Origin of the sequence: Kitasatospora sp. NPDC008050 (genome assembly GCF_042957465.1) — a bacterium.
In the GTDB taxonomy this organism is placed as follows: Bacteria; Actinomycetota; Actinomycetes; order Streptomycetales; family Streptomycetaceae; genus Kitasatospora.
In genome coordinates this window covers 159536-174112 of the sequence record NZ_JBIBIJ010000016.1, presented here as the reverse complement: position 1 = coordinate 174112, position 14577 = coordinate 159536, and the positions used below count along the sequence as shown (strand labels likewise).

The window sequence follows — 14577 nt, the reverse complement described above, 5'->3', positions numbered from 1 at the left end:
GACACCGGGTCAGCGAGCGCTCCTCCCCCGCCCCCGCCGGCCTCAGCCTCAGCCTCAGCCTCAGCCTCAGCCGATGCTGAACGCCCCGGCCGGCGGGGGCGGCGACGGATGCGCCTGCTCGTCCGTCACGGCGGTGGCGGTGCCGATCAGCCGGCGCAGCTCGGGGCCGCTGGTCAGCCGGGCCGGGAACGGGTCGCCGGCCAGCCGCCTGGTCAGCGCCTCGACGGGCAGCGGCGCGGGCGAGCCGATCAGCAGCAGGTTGCCGTAGCGCCGGCCACGCAGCACCGAGGGCTCGGCGACCAGGCAGGTGTGTTCGAAGACGGCCCGCACGGTGGCGGCCTGGGCCCGGGCGAAGTCGAGCGGAGCGCTGTCGGCCAGGTTGGCGACGTAGCAGCCGGTGGGGCGCAGCGCCACCGCGGCGAGCTGGACGAACTCCGTACTGGTGAGGTGCGCGGGGGTGCGCGAGCCCTGGAAGACGTCGGCGATCACCAGGTCCAGCGAGTGCGGCGCGGTCCGGGCCAGGACCTCGCGGGCGTCGGCGACGGCCACCTCGATGCCCGGATCGGTCCACGGCAGCACCTCGCGGACCAGCTCGACCAGCGGTCCGTCCGCCTCGGCCACCCGCTGGCGCGAGCCGGGGCGGGTGGCGGCGAGATAGCGCGGCAGGGTCAGCGCGCCGCCGCCCAGGTGCAGCACGGTAAGGGCCCGGCCCTCGGGGGCGAGGGTGTCGGCGAGGTGGCCCAGGCGGCGGGTGTACTCGAATTCGAGGTGGGTCGGCTCGGCGAGGTCGACGTAGGACTGCGGGGTGCCGTCCAGGGTGAGCAGCCAGGCGTCGGCACTGTCGAGGTCGGGCATCAGCTTCGCCGTGCCGAAGGCGACTGCGCGCTGGACCGGCAGCGGCTCGCTCTCCCCTTCCGGTGAGCCGCCCGGCGCTGCGGTCACTGATACGCCTTCAGCCAGCGGTCCAGCTCGACGAAGACCTGCGTGCGGACCTCGGGCGCGGAGAGCACCAGGTCGTGCATGCCGCCCTCGATCCGCACGATGGTGACCTGCGGGCCCAGGCGCGGGCCGAGGGCGGCGATGTCGTCGGCGCGCAGCACGGCGTCGCGCCGGTGCAGGTCGGGGTGCCACTTGTTGGTGGAGATGCTGCCGGTGGAGGCCATCAGCAGCACGGGGCAGTCGATGTGCAGGCCGCGCCGGACCTGGCGGTGGCCGTGCTGGATGGCCGCCAGCCAGCCGGCGTACATCGGGAAGCCCTCGGCGGGCTTGAGCGTCAGGTCGAAGTCCCAGCTGCCGCGGTGGTCGCGGTGCAGGCTGTGCACGTAGTGCGGGTTGAGCGGGGCGGGCAGCTTGCGGGTGGCGGCCAGTCGGCCGAGCGCGCCGACGGCCGGGGCGCCCAGCGTGCGGACCGCGGGGTTGGTGGGCATGGCGAGGAAGGGGCTGTTGAGGACCAACCCGTCGACCACACCCCGGCCGGCCCGGCGCGAGGCCCACAGCGCGGCGATCAGCCCACCGGTGGAGTGGCCGTTGACCAGCAGCTCGGTGTGGCCGTCCTGCTCGCGGATGATCCGCACGGCCTCGTCGAGTTCCTCGTCGTAGGCGGTCAGGTCGCGGATGAAGTTCGGCGACTGGTGCGGTCGCAGCGAGCGGCCGTACTTGCGCAGGTCCAGGGCGTAGAAGGAGTAGCCGAGGGCCGCGTAGTGGTCCGCCAGGTGGGTCTGGAAGAAGTAGTCGACGTAGCCGTGCAGGTAGAGCACCGCGCGCCGGGGGCCGCCCTCGGGCTGCGGGGTCAGCCGGCGGACCAGTGTGGCACCGACCGGGCCCTCGTCATCGGGGCGAAGCGGAAGGTCGGCGGCTTCGTAGGGGGCGCCCAGGATGTCGGTTCGGAATTCCACAGCGCCGACTGTACTGGGTGCGCCCGCCGCCGGACCGGTCGCGGGGCCGTGGCGCTGATCACCCGTCATCGCCCGTCAGCCGTTCGCCCGTCGCCCGTCATCACCCGTCAGCCGTCGCCGCTGCGGGCGGACTCCCGTCGGCACCGCCCGACTGTCCGCGCAGCACGTTGACGATGCCGAGGCCGGCGGCGCTCAGCGGCACCGCGAGCAGCGCACCGAGGATCCCGGCCACGCCGGAGCCGGCCACCACCGCGATCATGATCGTCGCCGGGTGCAGTTCCACCGTCCGGCTCTGGATCAGCGGCTGCAGGATGTTGCCCTCCACCATCTGCACCGCGAGCACCACCCCCAGCGTCCACAGCGCACGGCTCGGGCCGCCGTCCGCCAGCGCGACCAGCACCGCCACCGTGCCGGAGAGGAAGGCTCCGATGAACGGCACGAAGGCGCCCAGGAAGACCAGCGCGCCCAGGCCGGCCGCGCCGGGGACGCTGAGGACCAGCAGGCCGATGGTGATGAAGGTGGCGTCGATCAGCGCGATCAAGGTGGTGCCGCGCATGAACCCGGCCATCGCGGCGAAGGCCTTGAGGGCGCAGGCAATCACCGTCTCGCCCCGGTCGCCGGGCACGATCGAGCGGACCAGATCGCCGCCGCGGTGTCCGTCGCGCAGGAAGAAGAAGACCAGGGCCAGCGCGAGCACGCTGCCGGTGATCACCTGGGTGGCGAGGCCGAGCCCGGAGAGCACGCCGTCGGCCAGCGAGGAGACGAGCGAGCTGCCGGAGCCGGCGGACTGGGAGAGGGCGTACTTGATCCGGTCGCCGAGCGGGCCGAGGCGCTCGGCGATCTGGTCGCCGGCCTGCTGGAGCGCGTGGGCGATCTGCGGTGCGCTGTGCACCAGCGAGTTGGTCAGCACGGCCAGCACCCCGAACACCGCCGCGACCAGGACCGCGCAGGTCAGTCCGGCGGCCAGGCCGCGACTCAGGCCCCGCCGGACCAGCCAGGGCATCACGGGGTAGAGCAGCGCCGTGCCGAGCAGTGCGAGGAAGAGCGGGACGGTGGCGGCGCGCAGTGCCACGAGCGCGTAGACGATCAGAGCGCCGACGGTGATGAAGAGGATCACCGCCACCGACCAGGCCGCCGCCAGCCGCACGGGGGGCGGCAGCCGGTAGGCGGCGGGCGGCCGTTCCTCCGGTGATCGGCCCGACATGCTGTTGCCTCCGCCCGTCGCCGACCCGCCCTCACTTTCCTGACATACCAGCACACATGATGATCAATCACCCGAATTGGATCATCAGGGCGCGTCGAACCGCACCCGCGTCCCGGCGGCCGCGGCCGCCGGCTCCGCGAAGGCCAGCAGCCGCTGCGCCTCACCCTCGGCCGCCGCCCGTCCGGCCCGGTCGAGCGGCGCGAACGGGCGCACCAGCACCGTCGCCCGGTCGGTCTCCCCCGCCGCACCGCTCGCCGGACGCCCCGCCGCCGGCCTGTCGAGCTGCCAGACCCCGGCCACGAACCCGTCCACCAGCAGCGTCCCCGCCACGATCCCGTTCTGGCTCATCACCAGCGGCCGGTAGGCCTCCGACAGCACCCGGGTGCGGTCCGCGTGCGCCAGCAGCAGGTTGTCGAACGGGGCCACCAGCCGCACCGGTGCGGGCGTGCCGCCGTCGGGGCGCGGCGCCTCGGGCAGGTCGTAGAGCGGGCGGCCCGCCTCGTCGCGGAACTCCGCCAGCCGCGGGCGCAGCCGCCGGACCACGGCCGAGAGCCGGGTCAGCCCGGACCACTTCTGCAGGTCCGCCACGCTCGCCGGGCCGAAGACGGCCAAGTAGCGCAGCACCAGCCGCTCGTGCCGCGCGGCCAGATCGGCGGGGTCGGCCGGCTCGGCGAGCGGGCGGCCCAGCCACTGCTCGGCCGTGGTGTGCGCGGCAGCGCCGGAGCTGCGCCACAGGCCCCGCGGCGGGACCTGGACCAGCGCCAGCCGGGCCCGCAGCACCTGGGCGAGCGCGGCCGGATCGCGCTCGGGGTACTCGGCGCCGAGCAGGGCGCCCAGCTCCTGGAAGGTGCGCGGGCGCTCCTCGACCAGGCGGCGGCCCCGCTCGGTCAGCGCCGCCAGGTCCAGGCCCGCCAGCCTGCTGCCGTACGCGCCGCGCAGCCCCTGGTCCAGGACGCTCTGCAGCAGTGGCCGCAGGGTCAGGCAGTCCTCGGCGGTGACCAGGTGGATGGTGCCGCGCTGCAGGCCGAGCCGGACCACCGCGCGCCGCTCCAGCAGCCCGCCGAGCTGCTCGGGGGTGAAGTCCGCCAGCCGGGACCACAGGCCGTAGTAGGGCGGGTCGGTGGCCTGCGCCTGGAGCCCGACCAGGTGCCCGACCAGCTGTTCCGGTGTCATGGCGGCCGGTGCCAGCAGGTGCTGACGGGCCAGCAGCGCGCGGTTCAGCGCCCGCCGGTCCAGCACCTCGGGCATCAGCGGCCGCCGCCCGGCCCGAGGACCGAGCGCAGCAGCCCGATCCGGTTGGAGGTCAGCGAGGCGACACCCAGCGCGCTCATCCGGCGCATGGTGCTGCGCCGGTCCACCGTCCAGGTACTGACCGCCAGGCCCGCGTCGGCGGCCCGTTCGACCAGCGCCCGGTCCACCAGGCCGAAGGGCGGGTTGAGGTAGCGCGGGCGCAGGTCCGCCAGCAGCGCGGCCACCGGCAGCCCGGGCTGCTTCCAGGTGAGCGCGAGCGGCACCTCGGGGGCCAGCTCGCGCACCGCGAACATGGCCGACGCCGGGCCGCAGAAGAGCGCCCGCTCCTCGGCGCCCGCCTCGGTGACGGCCCGCCAGGCGGCTGCGGCCGGGGTCGGTTCGTCCAGGTCGATCAGCAGCCTGGCCGCGGGGTGCTCGGCCAGCAGCCCCAGTGCCTCGGCCAGCGCGGGGACCCGCCGGCCGCCCTCGAAGCGCTGCGCCGCCAGCCGCTCGGCGGTGAGCGCGCGCACCGGGCGGTCCAGCCCCCACAGGCGCTTGAGAGTCGGGTCGTGCAGCAGCACCGGGACGCCGTCGCGGGTGAGCTGGACGTCCACCTCCACCGCGTCGGCCCCGGCGGCGAGCGCGGCGGCGACCGAGGGCAGGGTGTTCTCCCGGAACCGGTACGGGTCGCCGCGGTGTGCCACGGCCAGCGGACGGGGCCGGGCATCGCCGGGCGAGGAGGCACGGGCCGGGGCGGCGCCCGACTGGCGGGCGCTCATCGGGCGATCCCGTTGATCCAGGCCGTCGTCCGCAGCACGTGCTCGCTGTAGGTCGGCTCGCCGGGCACGGCGACCTTCAGCGTCAGCCCGGGCGGGAAGCGGTGGATCCTGGTGTGCGCCAGCCCGGACCAGACGGCGTCCAGGAAGGGCGGCAGGCTGTCACGCGCGACGTCCTCGAAGGCCACGCCCTCGACGGTGACGGTGACCTCGTCGTGGTCGAAGAGGCGGACCGAGATCTCCGGCACGCCGCCGAACTCCAGCAGCGCCTCGTGCGGCACGCGGGCCAGGTCCTGGTGCGTCCAGTCGGTGCCGCTCACCGGTCCCCCGCAGGCGCCCGGGCGGGAGAGGCCGGCGAACGTCCGGTCGTCACCGATGTCGTGCGTGGCCGTCACCTGACGGCCGTGGCGTTCGGCCACCGCGGTGGCGGCCGCCACCGCGGCCTGGGTGGTGGGCAGAACGGCTCGGGACACGGCTCTCCTCCAGTGCGGATGGGTCGACTCGCGGGTCAGCTGCCTTCGATCATCACATTGGTCGACTTGATGACCGCGGTCGCCCGGGCTCCGGGGGCCAGCGCCAGCTCCTCGGCCGACTCCCGGCTGATCAGCGACACCACCCGGAACGGCCCGGCCTGGATCTCCACCTGCGCGGCCACATCGCCGAGCACGACATGGGTCACGATGCCGGGGAACCGGTTGCGCGCCGAGGACAGCCGGCCCTCGGCCTCGGCCGCGCCGGGCTTGGCCAGCTCACGCGCGAAGGCGGCGAGTTGCTCGCCGGCGATGATCCGGTGGCCGTGCTCGTCCCGCTCGGCGGGCAGCCGCCCGGCGTCGACCCAGCGGCGCATGGTGTCGGCGCTGACAGCGAGCATGGCCGCGGCCTCGCCGATGCGGTACTGGTGGACCGGGCGGGCGGGCTGACCCATGGCACTCCCCGGGGCTCGTGATGATCGACAGCGGTCTCCCATCCTGCCCCATCGACCGCACCCCGCCACACACCGGCGGCCCCCCGACAGAAGACCGAGGGGCCGGCCCCGGCGGCTGGTGCCGCCCGGACCGGCCCCTCGGGCCTCTTCTAAAGGGTCCGCCTCGTCAGCGCTGGCGCCCCGGCGAGGCCATGCGGCGGGGAGCGGCACGGTGCCGCCCCGGCACCGGGTGCCGGCGGGCCGGGTGGCCGGTGCGGTGGCCGGTGGGCCAGGCCGCCACCGGGTTGCCCGCCCAGCGGGTCCCGGCCGGCATCGCCTCACCGCGCATGACCAACGAGGAGGCCCCCACCGCCGCGCCGTCGCCGACCGTGGAGCCGGGCAGCACGATGGAGTGCGGGCCCAGCGTCGCCCCGGCGCCCAGGTGCACCGTGTCCAGCCGCATCACCCGGTCGTGGAAGAGGTGGGTCTGCAGCACGCAGCCCCGGTTGACGCTCGTCCCGTCCTCGACCCGGACCAGGTCGGTCTCCGGCAGCCAGTGCGTCTCGCACCAGACACCGCGCCCGATCCGCGCGCCCAGCGAGCGCAGCCAGATGTTGAGGAACGGGGTGCCGACCAGGGTCTGGCCCAGCCACGGCATCGCCAGCTCCTCCACGAAGGTGTCGTAGAGCTCGTTGCGCCACACGAAGGAGGACCAGAGCGGGTGCTCCCCGCTGCGGAAGCGGCCCACCAGCAGCCACTTGGCCGCGGTGGTGACCAGGCAGGCGGCCACGCCCGCGCCGATCAGCACCGGGCCGACCAGTGCGGCGCCCAGGACCAGGCCCTGGCTGTCCACCAGTTCCTGCATCGCCACCACCGCCAGGTCACCCAGCACCACGGCGCAGAGCACCGGCAGCACCCGGCACAGCTCCACGGCCGCGCGGGCCAGCATCAGGCGCCGGGGCGGGTCGTAGGTGCGGCTCAGGTCGCCGCCCTCGGTGACCCGGGGCAGGGCCAGACCCGGGCGGCCCAGCCAGGAGGAGCCCGGTTCGGCCCCTGGCGGGGTGTCCGACAGGACGCCGACCAGCGCGTCGTCGGGCAGCCTGCGGTCGGGGCCGACGATGCCGGAGTTGCCGACGAAGGCCCGGCGGCCGACCTCGGAGGGGCCCAGGCGCAGCCAGCCGCCGCGCACCTCGAAGGGCGCGATCAGGGTGTCGTCGGCGAGGAAGGCGCCGTCGTCCACCCGCATCAGGCCGGGCAGCGTGAGCACCGTGGAGGCCTCCACCCGGCGTCCGATCCGGGCGCCGAGCAGCCGCAGCCACACGGGGGTGAACAGGCTCGCGTAGAGCGGGAAGAGCGCGCCACGGGCGGTGGCCATCAGACGGCTGACCACCCAGGTGCACCAGGCGGCCTTGCCGTGCGCGGGGTGGAACCCCGGCTTGATCGGCATGCTCAGCAGCCGCACCACCAGCACCAGCAGGCCCGCGTAGCAGACCATCGAGGCCAGCGCCGCCAGCGGGGAGACGGTCAGCAGCTGGACCAGCACCGCGCCCAGCGAGCGGTCCTGGTCGACCAGTTGGAAGACCACCAGCAGGGCGGGGGCTGCGGCGAGCACCGGCAGCAGGCTGAGCAGCGGCAGGGCCAGCGCGTAGGCCAGGTTCCAGCCGCGCGAGCGCCCGTGTGCCGGAGCGGGCCAGCCCTCGCCGGCCCGGGCCACCCCGGCGCCGTCCAGCGGGCGGGCGGGCGAGCCGTGCCAGCGCTCACCGGCGGGCAGCTCGCCGAACAGGCAGGCGCCGGGCGCCAGGTCCGCGCCGTCGCCCAGCCGGGCGCCGGGCATCAGCATGGAGCGGGTGCCGACCCGGGCACCGGCGCCGACCTCGACCGTGCCCAGGTGCAGCTGGTCGCCGTCCAGCCACCAGCCGGCCACGTCCGCCTCGGGCTCCAGCGAACAGCCGGGGCCGAACCGGCCCAGGCCGCTGACCGGCGGCATGGTGTGCAGGTCGGCACCGCGCCCGACCCGGCAGCCCAGCGCGCGGGCGTAGTGCCGGGCCCAGGGGGTGCCGAGCAGCGAGGCCAGGTTGAAGACCGCCACCGCCCGTTCGGCCGTCCACAGCCGCAGGTGGACCGAGCCGCCGCGCGGGTAGCTGCCGGGCTTGATGCCCGCGGTCAGCAGCCGGGCGGCGGCCGAACCGAGCACCAGGCGGCCCGCGGCGCTGGAGAGCACCAGCCAGCCGGTGATGATCAGCCACCACGGGGCGTGCGGCGCCCACGGCACCCGCCCGGTCAGGTTGTCGAGCGCGGCCAGCGCCAGCACCCAGCGCAGGCCGCTGATCGTGTAGGCGACGGTGAGCACGAGCAGCTGGATCAGCCCGGCCCGGCGCGGGGTGGGGCGCACCGGACGGGCCTGGGTCGGCCCGCTCGGGGCGGCCGCCGCGGCCTGCTCCGGCGCGGCATGGCCGGCGCCGGCGCCGGTCAGCTCGTCCAGGCGGGCGGCCATGGCCAGCAGCGTCGGGTGGCCGTAGAGGTCGGCGACCGAGACGCCGGGGCAGCGCGCGCGCAGCAGGGAGACCAGCTTGGCGGCGGCCAGGCTGGTGCCGCCGAGCGCGAAGAAGTCGCTCTCCCCGGTCACCGGCAGGCCCAGCAGCTCGCGCCAGCGCGCGGCCAGCCAGCCCGCCGTGCCGGTCAGCCTCGGGTCCTCGGCGCCGGCCTCGTCCGCCGCACCGGCCAGCGGCCAGGGCAGCGCGTTGCGGTCCACCTTGCCGGAGGTGCGGGTGGGCAGGTCGGCCACCAGGGCCAGCACCGGGACCAGCGACTGCGGCAGCCGCTCCAGCAGCAGCGCGCGGGCGGCATCGAGGCCGAACGGCACCTCGGGCCGCTCGGCCACCAGGTAGCCGACCAGCACCTCGCCGCCGCCGGCGGTCCTGCGCACGGCCGCGGCCGCGGCCCGCACGCCGGGCAGCGCCTGCAGCGCGGCGTCGATCTCGCCGAGCTCGACCCGGCGCCCGGCCAGCTTGACCTGCTCGTCGGCCCGGCCGACGAAGATCAGCCCCTCGGGCTCGGCGCGCACCAGGTCACCGCTGCGGTAGACCCGCGAGCCGCGCAGCGCGGGGTGCGGGCGGAACTTCTCGGCGTCCTTGGCCGGATCCAGGTAGCGGGCGGTACCGACACCGCCGATCAGCAGCTCACCGGTCTCGTGCCAGGCCACCGGCCGGCCCTCGCTGTTGACGACGGCGATCTCCCAGCCGTCCAGCGGGCCGCCGATCCGCACCGGCTGACCGGGCAGCAGCTGGGCGGCCGTGGCGACGACCGTGGTCTCGGTGGGACCGTAGGTGTTCCAGAACTCCCGCCCCGGCACGGCGATCCGCTCGACCAGCTCGGCCGGGCAGGCCTCGCCGCCGACGATGACCAGCCGGACCGCGTCGAGGCACTCGGCGGGCCAGAGCGCGAGCAGGGTCGGCACGGTGGAGATCACCGTGATCCGGCGCTCCACCAGCCAGGGGCCCAGATCGGTGCCGGCCTTGACCAGCGAACGGGGGGCGGGCACCAGGCAGGCCGCGTGCCGCCAGGCCAGCCACATCTCCTCGCAGGAGGCGTCGAAGGCCACCGACAGGCCGGCCAGCACCCGGTCACCGGGGCGCAGGCGGTCCTCGCGCAGGAACAGGCCCGCCTCGGCGTCCACGAAGGCGGCCGCCGAGCGGTGGCTGACCGCCACGCCCTTGGGGCGTCCGGTGGTGCCGGAGGTGAAGATGATCCAGGCGTCGTCCTCGGGGGCCGGCCGTCCCGGGCGCCCGCCGGGGGCCACCGCCGGGTTCGGCCGGACCTCGCAGCCCGCGCCGATCACAGCGCAGACCGCGGCGTCGCTCCAGATCAGCTCGGCGCGCTCGTCGGGGTCGTCGAAGTCGACCGGGACGTAGGCGGCACCGACCCGCAGCACGGCGAGGATCGCGAGGTAGAGGTCGGTGGTGCCCGACGGCACGCGCACACCGACCCGGTCACCGCGGCCGATCCCGGCCGCGGCCAGTCTCCCGGCCAGGCCGTCGACCGCGGCCAGCAACGCTCCGTAGTCGAAGGTCCGGCCGTCCGCCTCCAACGCGGGCACCTGCGGACAGGCGCGGGCGGCGGCTTCCAGGATGTCCACCAGCGTGCGCACGGGCGGGGCGGGGGCCAGCGGCCACAGTGCGCCGGCGGTCTCGCCGGATACGTCCCCCCAGGATGGGCGCAGGTGGGCGCCTCGGTCTTCTACTGCTTCCATGTACCTTGCTCTCGCCGGATCAGTTGCGGGTCAGGCACGGATGGGGGTCTTCCGGCCGCGCGTCTGGAAACGCGGTTCCGCGACGAGCGGTTGCACATTGCCCCGCTCCCACCCGTTTGGTCCTATCCCGCAACTGAGCGTAGGTGCTCACGGAGCGCGACCACGAAGAATCGGGCATTTGCTCACCAAAACCTCATGGAGTGATCAGCAGGCACCCAGCCCCAGGTGAAGACATGATCCACTTCTGTGAACGCGACCCGCCCCGGTGAAGGGCTACGCTCCGGTCACACGGGAACGTGTGGGTGCTGTGACCGTGCTCAGTGGCTGCTCAGCGGCCGCCGAACAGGTCGCGGCGGACCGCGTCCGAGGCGGTCAGCACCGCGCCGCTGAGCACCGCGCCGCCGCCCGCCGTGCCGGCCCGGACCTCGGTGCGCACCGGCGAGAGCCGGGCCAGGCGGGCGGCGACCCGCTCGGCCAGCGCACGGCCACCGGCCCGGCCGACCTCGCCGCCCAGCACCACGCAGCCCGGGTCCAACAGCACGGTGACCGCCGAGGCACCGAGGGCGACCCGCTCCGCCAGCTCGTCCAGGAACGGCTCGCCCGCCGGACCGGCCGCGATCGCCGCCAGCACGGCCGCCTCGGCGGCGGGGGCGTCCTGCCCGCCCGGGCCGGCCACCAGCCCGTGCGCCCGGGCCAGCTCGCAGACGGCCCGGCCACTGGCGAGGCTGTGGAAGCCGCCGTCGCAGCTGCTGGTACCGGGCAGGCCCCCGGTGCCGGGCACCGGCAGGAAGCCGATCTCACCGGCGCCACCGGAGAAGCCGCGGCGCAGCCGGCCGTCCAGCACCACGGCGGCGCCGGTGCCGTGACCGAGCCAGAGCAGCACGAAGGTGTCGCGGTCGGTGGCGGCGCCGACCCGGTGCTCCGCGAGGCCGGCCAGGTTGACCTCGTTCTCCAGGATCACCTCCCCGCCGAGCCCCGCCCGCAGCGCGGTGACCAGCTCGCCGTGCCAGCTCTGCAGTCGCGAGGTGGTGCTGAGCTCGCCGGTGGCCGGATCGACCAGGCCGGGCGCGCCGACCGCGACGGTGTGCAGTTCGCGCGCGCCGACCCGCTCGGCGCAGGCCAGCAGGGTGCGCAGCACCTGGTCGGCGAAGTCCGGTGGCGGCCCGGCGGGGTCGACCGGCAGCGCGGCCTGCGCCAGGCTCCGGCCGGTCAGGTCGGCGACGGTCAGGGTGACCCCGACCGTGCGCACGTCGATGCCGGCCACATGGGCGCGGTCGGCGCGCAGTGCGTAGACCCGTGCGTTGGGCCCGCGCCGCTGCTCACCGCGCTCGCCCACCATGGCCACCAGGCCGCCTCGCTGCAGGCGTTCCAGCAGGTCGGCGATGGTGGGACGGGAGAGGCCGGTCAGTTCCCGCAGCTCGGTGGCGGTCAGCGGTCCGTGGCTGAGCAGCAGTTCCAGGGCCAGCCGGTCGTTGATCGCACGGGCGGTGCTGGGAGTGGCCGTGCGCGCGATGGTCATGGGCACGCATCCTTCCAGATCTATTAATCAGGGATCCTTCCTGATAATTTATCGGACCGCACGCCCGCACCACACACCAGCTCGCGTGCCGCGTCGCGCGCCGCCCGAACGGGGAGGACCCAGCCATGCCGTCATCCACTCCACCCGCCGCTCGACCCCTGCGCCGGGCCAGGGTCAGCATCGCGCTGGTCTTCGCCGTGCACGGCGCGGTCACCGGCAGTTTCGCCACCCGGATCCCCGCGTTCCAGGACCGGCTGCATCTGAGCGCGGGCGAGCTGGGCCTGGCCCTGGTGATGCCCGCCATCGGGGCCTCGCTGGCGATGCCGCTGGCCGGGCGGATCGCCCACCGGCTCGGCACCCGGGCGGCGATCCGGCTGCTGCTGGCACTGTGGTGCGCGGCCCTCGCGCTGCCGGCGCTCGCCCCCGGCCTGCCCTGGCTCTGCCTGGCGCTGCTGGTCTACGGGGCCACCTCGGGGATGGCCGACGTGGCGATGAACGCCGAGGGGGTGGAGGTCGAACAGCGACTGGGCAAGTCGATCATGTCCGGACTGCACGGCATGTGGAGCCTGGGCGGCCTGGTCGCCTCCGCCTTCGGCGCGCTGGCGGCCCGGACGCACCTGGACGCGCGGGTCCACCTGGCGATCGCCGCGGCGGTGCTGCTGGTCCTCGGCCGGCTGGTCAGCGGAGGCCTGCTGGACGTGCGCCCCGCGGCGCGGGCCGAGGCGCCACCGCGGTTCGCGCTGCCGCCGCGCTCGGCGCTGGCGATCGGGCTGGTCGGCTTCTGCGCGGTCTTCGCCGAGGGGGCGGGCGGCGACTGGTCGGGCGTCTACCTGCGCGACCTGACCGGGGCCGCGGCCGGCACCGCGGCGGTCTCCTACACCGCCTTCGCCTTCACCATGACCGCGGCCCGGCTGGCCGGCGACGCGGTGGTGCGCCGGCTCGGCCCGGTGCCCACCGTGCGGCTGGGCGGGGCGGTGGCGGCGACCGGCGGGGTGCTGGTGGTGGTCGCGGGCAGCCCCGCGGTGGCGATCCCGGGGTTCGCGCTGCTCGGCACAGGCATCGCGGTGGTGATCCCGCTGGCCTTCGCGGCGGCCGGGCACGCCGGCCCCAACCCGAGCCAGGCGATCGCGGGTGTCGCCACCGTCACCTACACCTCGGGGCTGATCGCGCCCGCGATCGTGGGCACCATCGCCCAGGCCAGCTCCCTGCGGGTCTCCTTCGCCCTGGTGACGGCGCTGGCCGCGGCCCTGACCTGCACCGCGGGCACGCTGCGGGCGGCACGGGCCGTCGAACCCGCATCGGCCCCGGCGGCCGCCGGGGAGCAGGCCGCGGGGATACCCCTGAGCTGACTAAACTCCCCCGCATGAACCTGAGCCGTGCCGCGCGTGCACCCTGGGCCCGGCTCGCGCTGCTGGTGCTGATCCTCGCCGGGGCCGCCGCCTCGCTGCTCTGCTGGGACCCGCGGCAGGTGGCCACCGCGGTCCCCGGCGCCTGGCGGGCGCCCGCGTTCGTGGCGCTCTTCGCCTTCGGCACCCTCGCCTTCCTGCCCAAGCCGGCCCTCAATGTGGCGGCCGGGGTGCTCTTCGGCGCCCGCTGGGGCGTGCCGCTGGCGGTGCTGGGCACCACGGCGGGCGCGGTGCTCGCCTTCGGCCTCGGGCGCGGCCTCGGTCAGCGGGCGCTGCGGCCGCTGCTGCGCGGGCGGGCGCTGCTGGCACTGGACCGCGGGCTGACCGAGCACGGGTTCCGCAGCGTGCTGCTGCTGCGGCTGGTGCCCGGCGTGCCGTTCCAGGCGGTGAACCTGGGCGCGGCGCTCTCCGGGGTGCGGGTGCGGCCCTACCTGGCGGCCACCGTGCTGGGCGTGCTGCCCGGCACGGCGGCCTACGTGGTGGCCGGCGCCTGCGCCGGCTCGCCCACCTCGCCCGCCTTCCTCGTCTCGGGGGCGGTGATCGTGGGCCTCGGCGTGCTCAGCCTGGCCGGCGCCTGGCGGGCCAGGCGCCGGGCCGCGCCGACCGGGCCGATGGCACCGACGGCGCAGGCCGGGCACGGTCACATCCCGCCGGCCACCCGCAGGATCGCGCCCGAGGTGTAGGAGGCGTCCGGCGAGAGCAGCCAGGCGACCGCGCCGGCGATCTCCTCGGGCCGCCCGGCCCGGCGCAGCGGGACCATGGGGGCGACCCGGGCGGGCCTGCCCGGCTCGCCGCTGAGCTCGTGGATCTCGGTCTCGATGGTGCCGGGCGAGACCGCGTTGACCCGGATACCGGCCGGGCCCAGCTCCTTGGCCAGCCCGATGGTCAGCGTGTCGGTGGCGGCCTTGGTCGCCGCGTAGTGGATGTACTCGCCGGGGCTGCCCAGGGTGGCGGCGCCCGAGGAGATGTTGACGATCACCGCGCCGCGGCCGAAGTCGCGCGCGGCACGGCGGGCGCAGAGGAAGTAGCCGACCAGGTTGACGTCCACCACCTTGCGCAGGTCCTCGGTGCGCAGGTCGGCCAGCGGTCCGCGCGCGCTGGTCACCCCGGCGTTGTTGACCAGCCCGGTGGCCGGGCCCAGCCGCTCGGCGGCCAGGTCGAAGAAGCGCTCCACCTGGGCCTCCTCGGCAGTGTCCAGCTGGATGGCCAGCGCCGTGGCTCCCGCCGCGCGGGCCTGCCGGGCGACCTCCTCGGCGGCCTCGGCGTCGCGCCGGTAGCCGATCGCCAGGTCGTGGCCGTCGGCCGCCAGCCGCTCGCAGATCGCCGCGCCGATGCCGCGGCTGCCGCCGGTCACCAGGGTGACGGGTCGTGACATGTGCCCCTCCGTAGTGCTC

The 14577-nt window shown here is 75.7% G+C and carries 12 protein-coding genes; 2 read left to right on the top strand and 10 right to left on the bottom strand.

Annotation, left to right across the window (positions count from 1 at the left end):
* Nucleotides 1-66: 66 nt before the first annotated feature.
* The 9 genes from ACFZB9_RS27420 to ACFZB9_RS27380 form a co-directional block, all read right to left on the bottom strand.
* Nucleotides 67-942: a spermidine synthase gene (locus ACFZB9_RS27420; protein WP_391451452.1), complete on the bottom strand. Its 876-nt coding sequence runs from the start codon at nucleotides 940-942 to the stop codon at nucleotides 67-69.
* A complete protein-coding gene (locus ACFZB9_RS27415) occupies nucleotides 939-1895 on the bottom strand; it encodes an alpha/beta hydrolase (protein ID WP_391451450.1) in 957 nt (318 codons plus the stop codon). The genes ACFZB9_RS27420 and ACFZB9_RS27415 overlap by 4 nt, the downstream gene beginning before the upstream one ends.
* Before the next feature lie 100 nt (nucleotides 1896-1995).
* Nucleotides 1996-3099 (bottom strand): AI-2E family transporter, encoded by a 1104-nt coding sequence (locus ACFZB9_RS27410; RefSeq protein ID WP_391451448.1) that lies wholly within the window; start codon nucleotides 3097-3099, stop codon nucleotides 1996-1998.
* A gap of 84 nt (nucleotides 3100-3183) precedes the next feature.
* Nucleotides 3184-4347, bottom strand: coding sequence for a winged helix DNA-binding domain-containing protein (locus tag ACFZB9_RS27405; protein WP_391451446.1), 1164 nt, complete (start codon nucleotides 4345-4347; stop codon nucleotides 3184-3186).
* Nucleotides 4347-5108, bottom strand: a complete 762-nt coding sequence (locus ACFZB9_RS27400; protein WP_391451444.1) for a glycerophosphodiester phosphodiesterase — start codon at nucleotides 5106-5108, stop codon at nucleotides 4347-4349. The genes ACFZB9_RS27405 and ACFZB9_RS27400 overlap by 1 nt, the downstream gene beginning before the upstream one ends.
* Nucleotides 5105-5578 (bottom strand): hypothetical protein, encoded by a 474-nt coding sequence (locus ACFZB9_RS27395; protein ID WP_391451443.1) that lies wholly within the window; start codon nucleotides 5576-5578, stop codon nucleotides 5105-5107. The genes ACFZB9_RS27400 and ACFZB9_RS27395 overlap by 4 nt, the downstream gene beginning before the upstream one ends.
* A gap of 35 nt (nucleotides 5579-5613) precedes the next feature.
* Nucleotides 5614-6030, bottom strand: coding sequence for a molybdopterin-binding protein (locus ACFZB9_RS27390; protein ID WP_391451441.1), 417 nt, complete (start codon nucleotides 6028-6030; stop codon nucleotides 5614-5616).
* 166 nt (nucleotides 6031-6196) lie between these two features.
* On the bottom strand, nucleotides 6197-10258 hold the full coding sequence (locus ACFZB9_RS27385) for a Pls/PosA family non-ribosomal peptide synthetase (protein WP_391451440.1): 4062 nt from the start codon (nucleotides 10256-10258) through the stop codon (nucleotides 6197-6199).
* A gap of 328 nt (nucleotides 10259-10586) precedes the next feature.
* Entirely contained in the window at nucleotides 10587-11777 is a 1191-nt protein-coding gene (locus ACFZB9_RS27380; protein WP_391451438.1) for an ROK family transcriptional regulator, read from the bottom strand.
* A 125-nt stretch (nucleotides 11778-11902) separates the two neighbouring features.
* Between ACFZB9_RS27380 and ACFZB9_RS27375 the strand changes: the two genes are divergently transcribed.
* Together ACFZB9_RS27375 and ACFZB9_RS27370 are read left to right on the top strand one after the other, a co-directional pair.
* Nucleotides 11903-13126 (top strand): MFS transporter, encoded by a 1224-nt coding sequence (locus tag ACFZB9_RS27375; protein WP_391451436.1) that lies wholly within the window; start codon nucleotides 11903-11905, stop codon nucleotides 13124-13126.
* A gap of 14 nt (nucleotides 13127-13140) precedes the next feature.
* Nucleotides 13141-13866 carry a TVP38/TMEM64 family protein gene (locus ACFZB9_RS27370; protein ID WP_391451434.1) on the top strand — a complete coding sequence of 242 codons (726 nt, stop codon included), beginning with the start codon at nucleotides 13141-13143 and terminating at the stop codon, nucleotides 13864-13866.
* On the opposite strand, the gene ACFZB9_RS27365 is transcribed toward ACFZB9_RS27370, so the two are convergent.
* Nucleotides 13824-14558 (bottom strand): SDR family NAD(P)-dependent oxidoreductase, encoded by a 735-nt coding sequence (locus tag ACFZB9_RS27365; protein ID WP_391451432.1) that lies wholly within the window; start codon nucleotides 14556-14558, stop codon nucleotides 13824-13826. The two genes, ACFZB9_RS27370 and ACFZB9_RS27365, sit on opposite strands and share 43 nt — an antisense overlap.
* Nucleotides 14559-14577: the final 19 nt, after the last annotated feature.

Bases quoted from the DNA above. Each gene is read 5' to 3' on its own strand.
- ACFZB9_RS27410 (WP_391451448.1), bottom strand. From the start codon at position 3,099: ATGTCGGGCCGATCACCGGAGGAACGGCCGCCCGCCGCCTACCGGCTG.
- ACFZB9_RS27365 (WP_391451432.1), bottom strand. From the start codon at position 14,558: ATGTCACGACCCGTCACCCTGGTGACCGGCGGCAGCCGCGGCATCGGC.
- ACFZB9_RS27405 (WP_391451446.1), bottom strand. From the start codon at position 4,347: ATGCCCGAGGTGCTGGACCGGCGGGCGCTGAACCGCGCGCTGCTGGCC.
- ACFZB9_RS27370 (WP_391451434.1), top strand. From the start codon at position 13,141: ATGAACCTGAGCCGTGCCGCGCGTGCACCCTGGGCCCGGCTCGCGCTG.
- ACFZB9_RS27390 (WP_391451441.1), bottom strand. From the start codon at position 6,030: ATGGGTCAGCCCGCCCGCCCGGTCCACCAGTACCGCATCGGCGAGGCC.
- ACFZB9_RS27400 (WP_391451444.1), bottom strand. From the start codon at position 5,108: ATGAGCGCCCGCCAGTCGGGCGCCGCCCCGGCCCGTGCCTCCTCGCCC.
- ACFZB9_RS27385 (WP_391451440.1), bottom strand. From the start codon at position 10,258: ATGGAAGCAGTAGAAGACCGAGGCGCCCACCTGCGCCCATCCTGGGGG.
- ACFZB9_RS27375 (WP_391451436.1), top strand. From the start codon at position 11,903: ATGCCGTCATCCACTCCACCCGCCGCTCGACCCCTGCGCCGGGCCAGG.
- ACFZB9_RS27380 (WP_391451438.1), bottom strand. From the start codon at position 11,777: ATGACCATCGCGCGCACGGCCACTCCCAGCACCGCCCGTGCGATCAAC.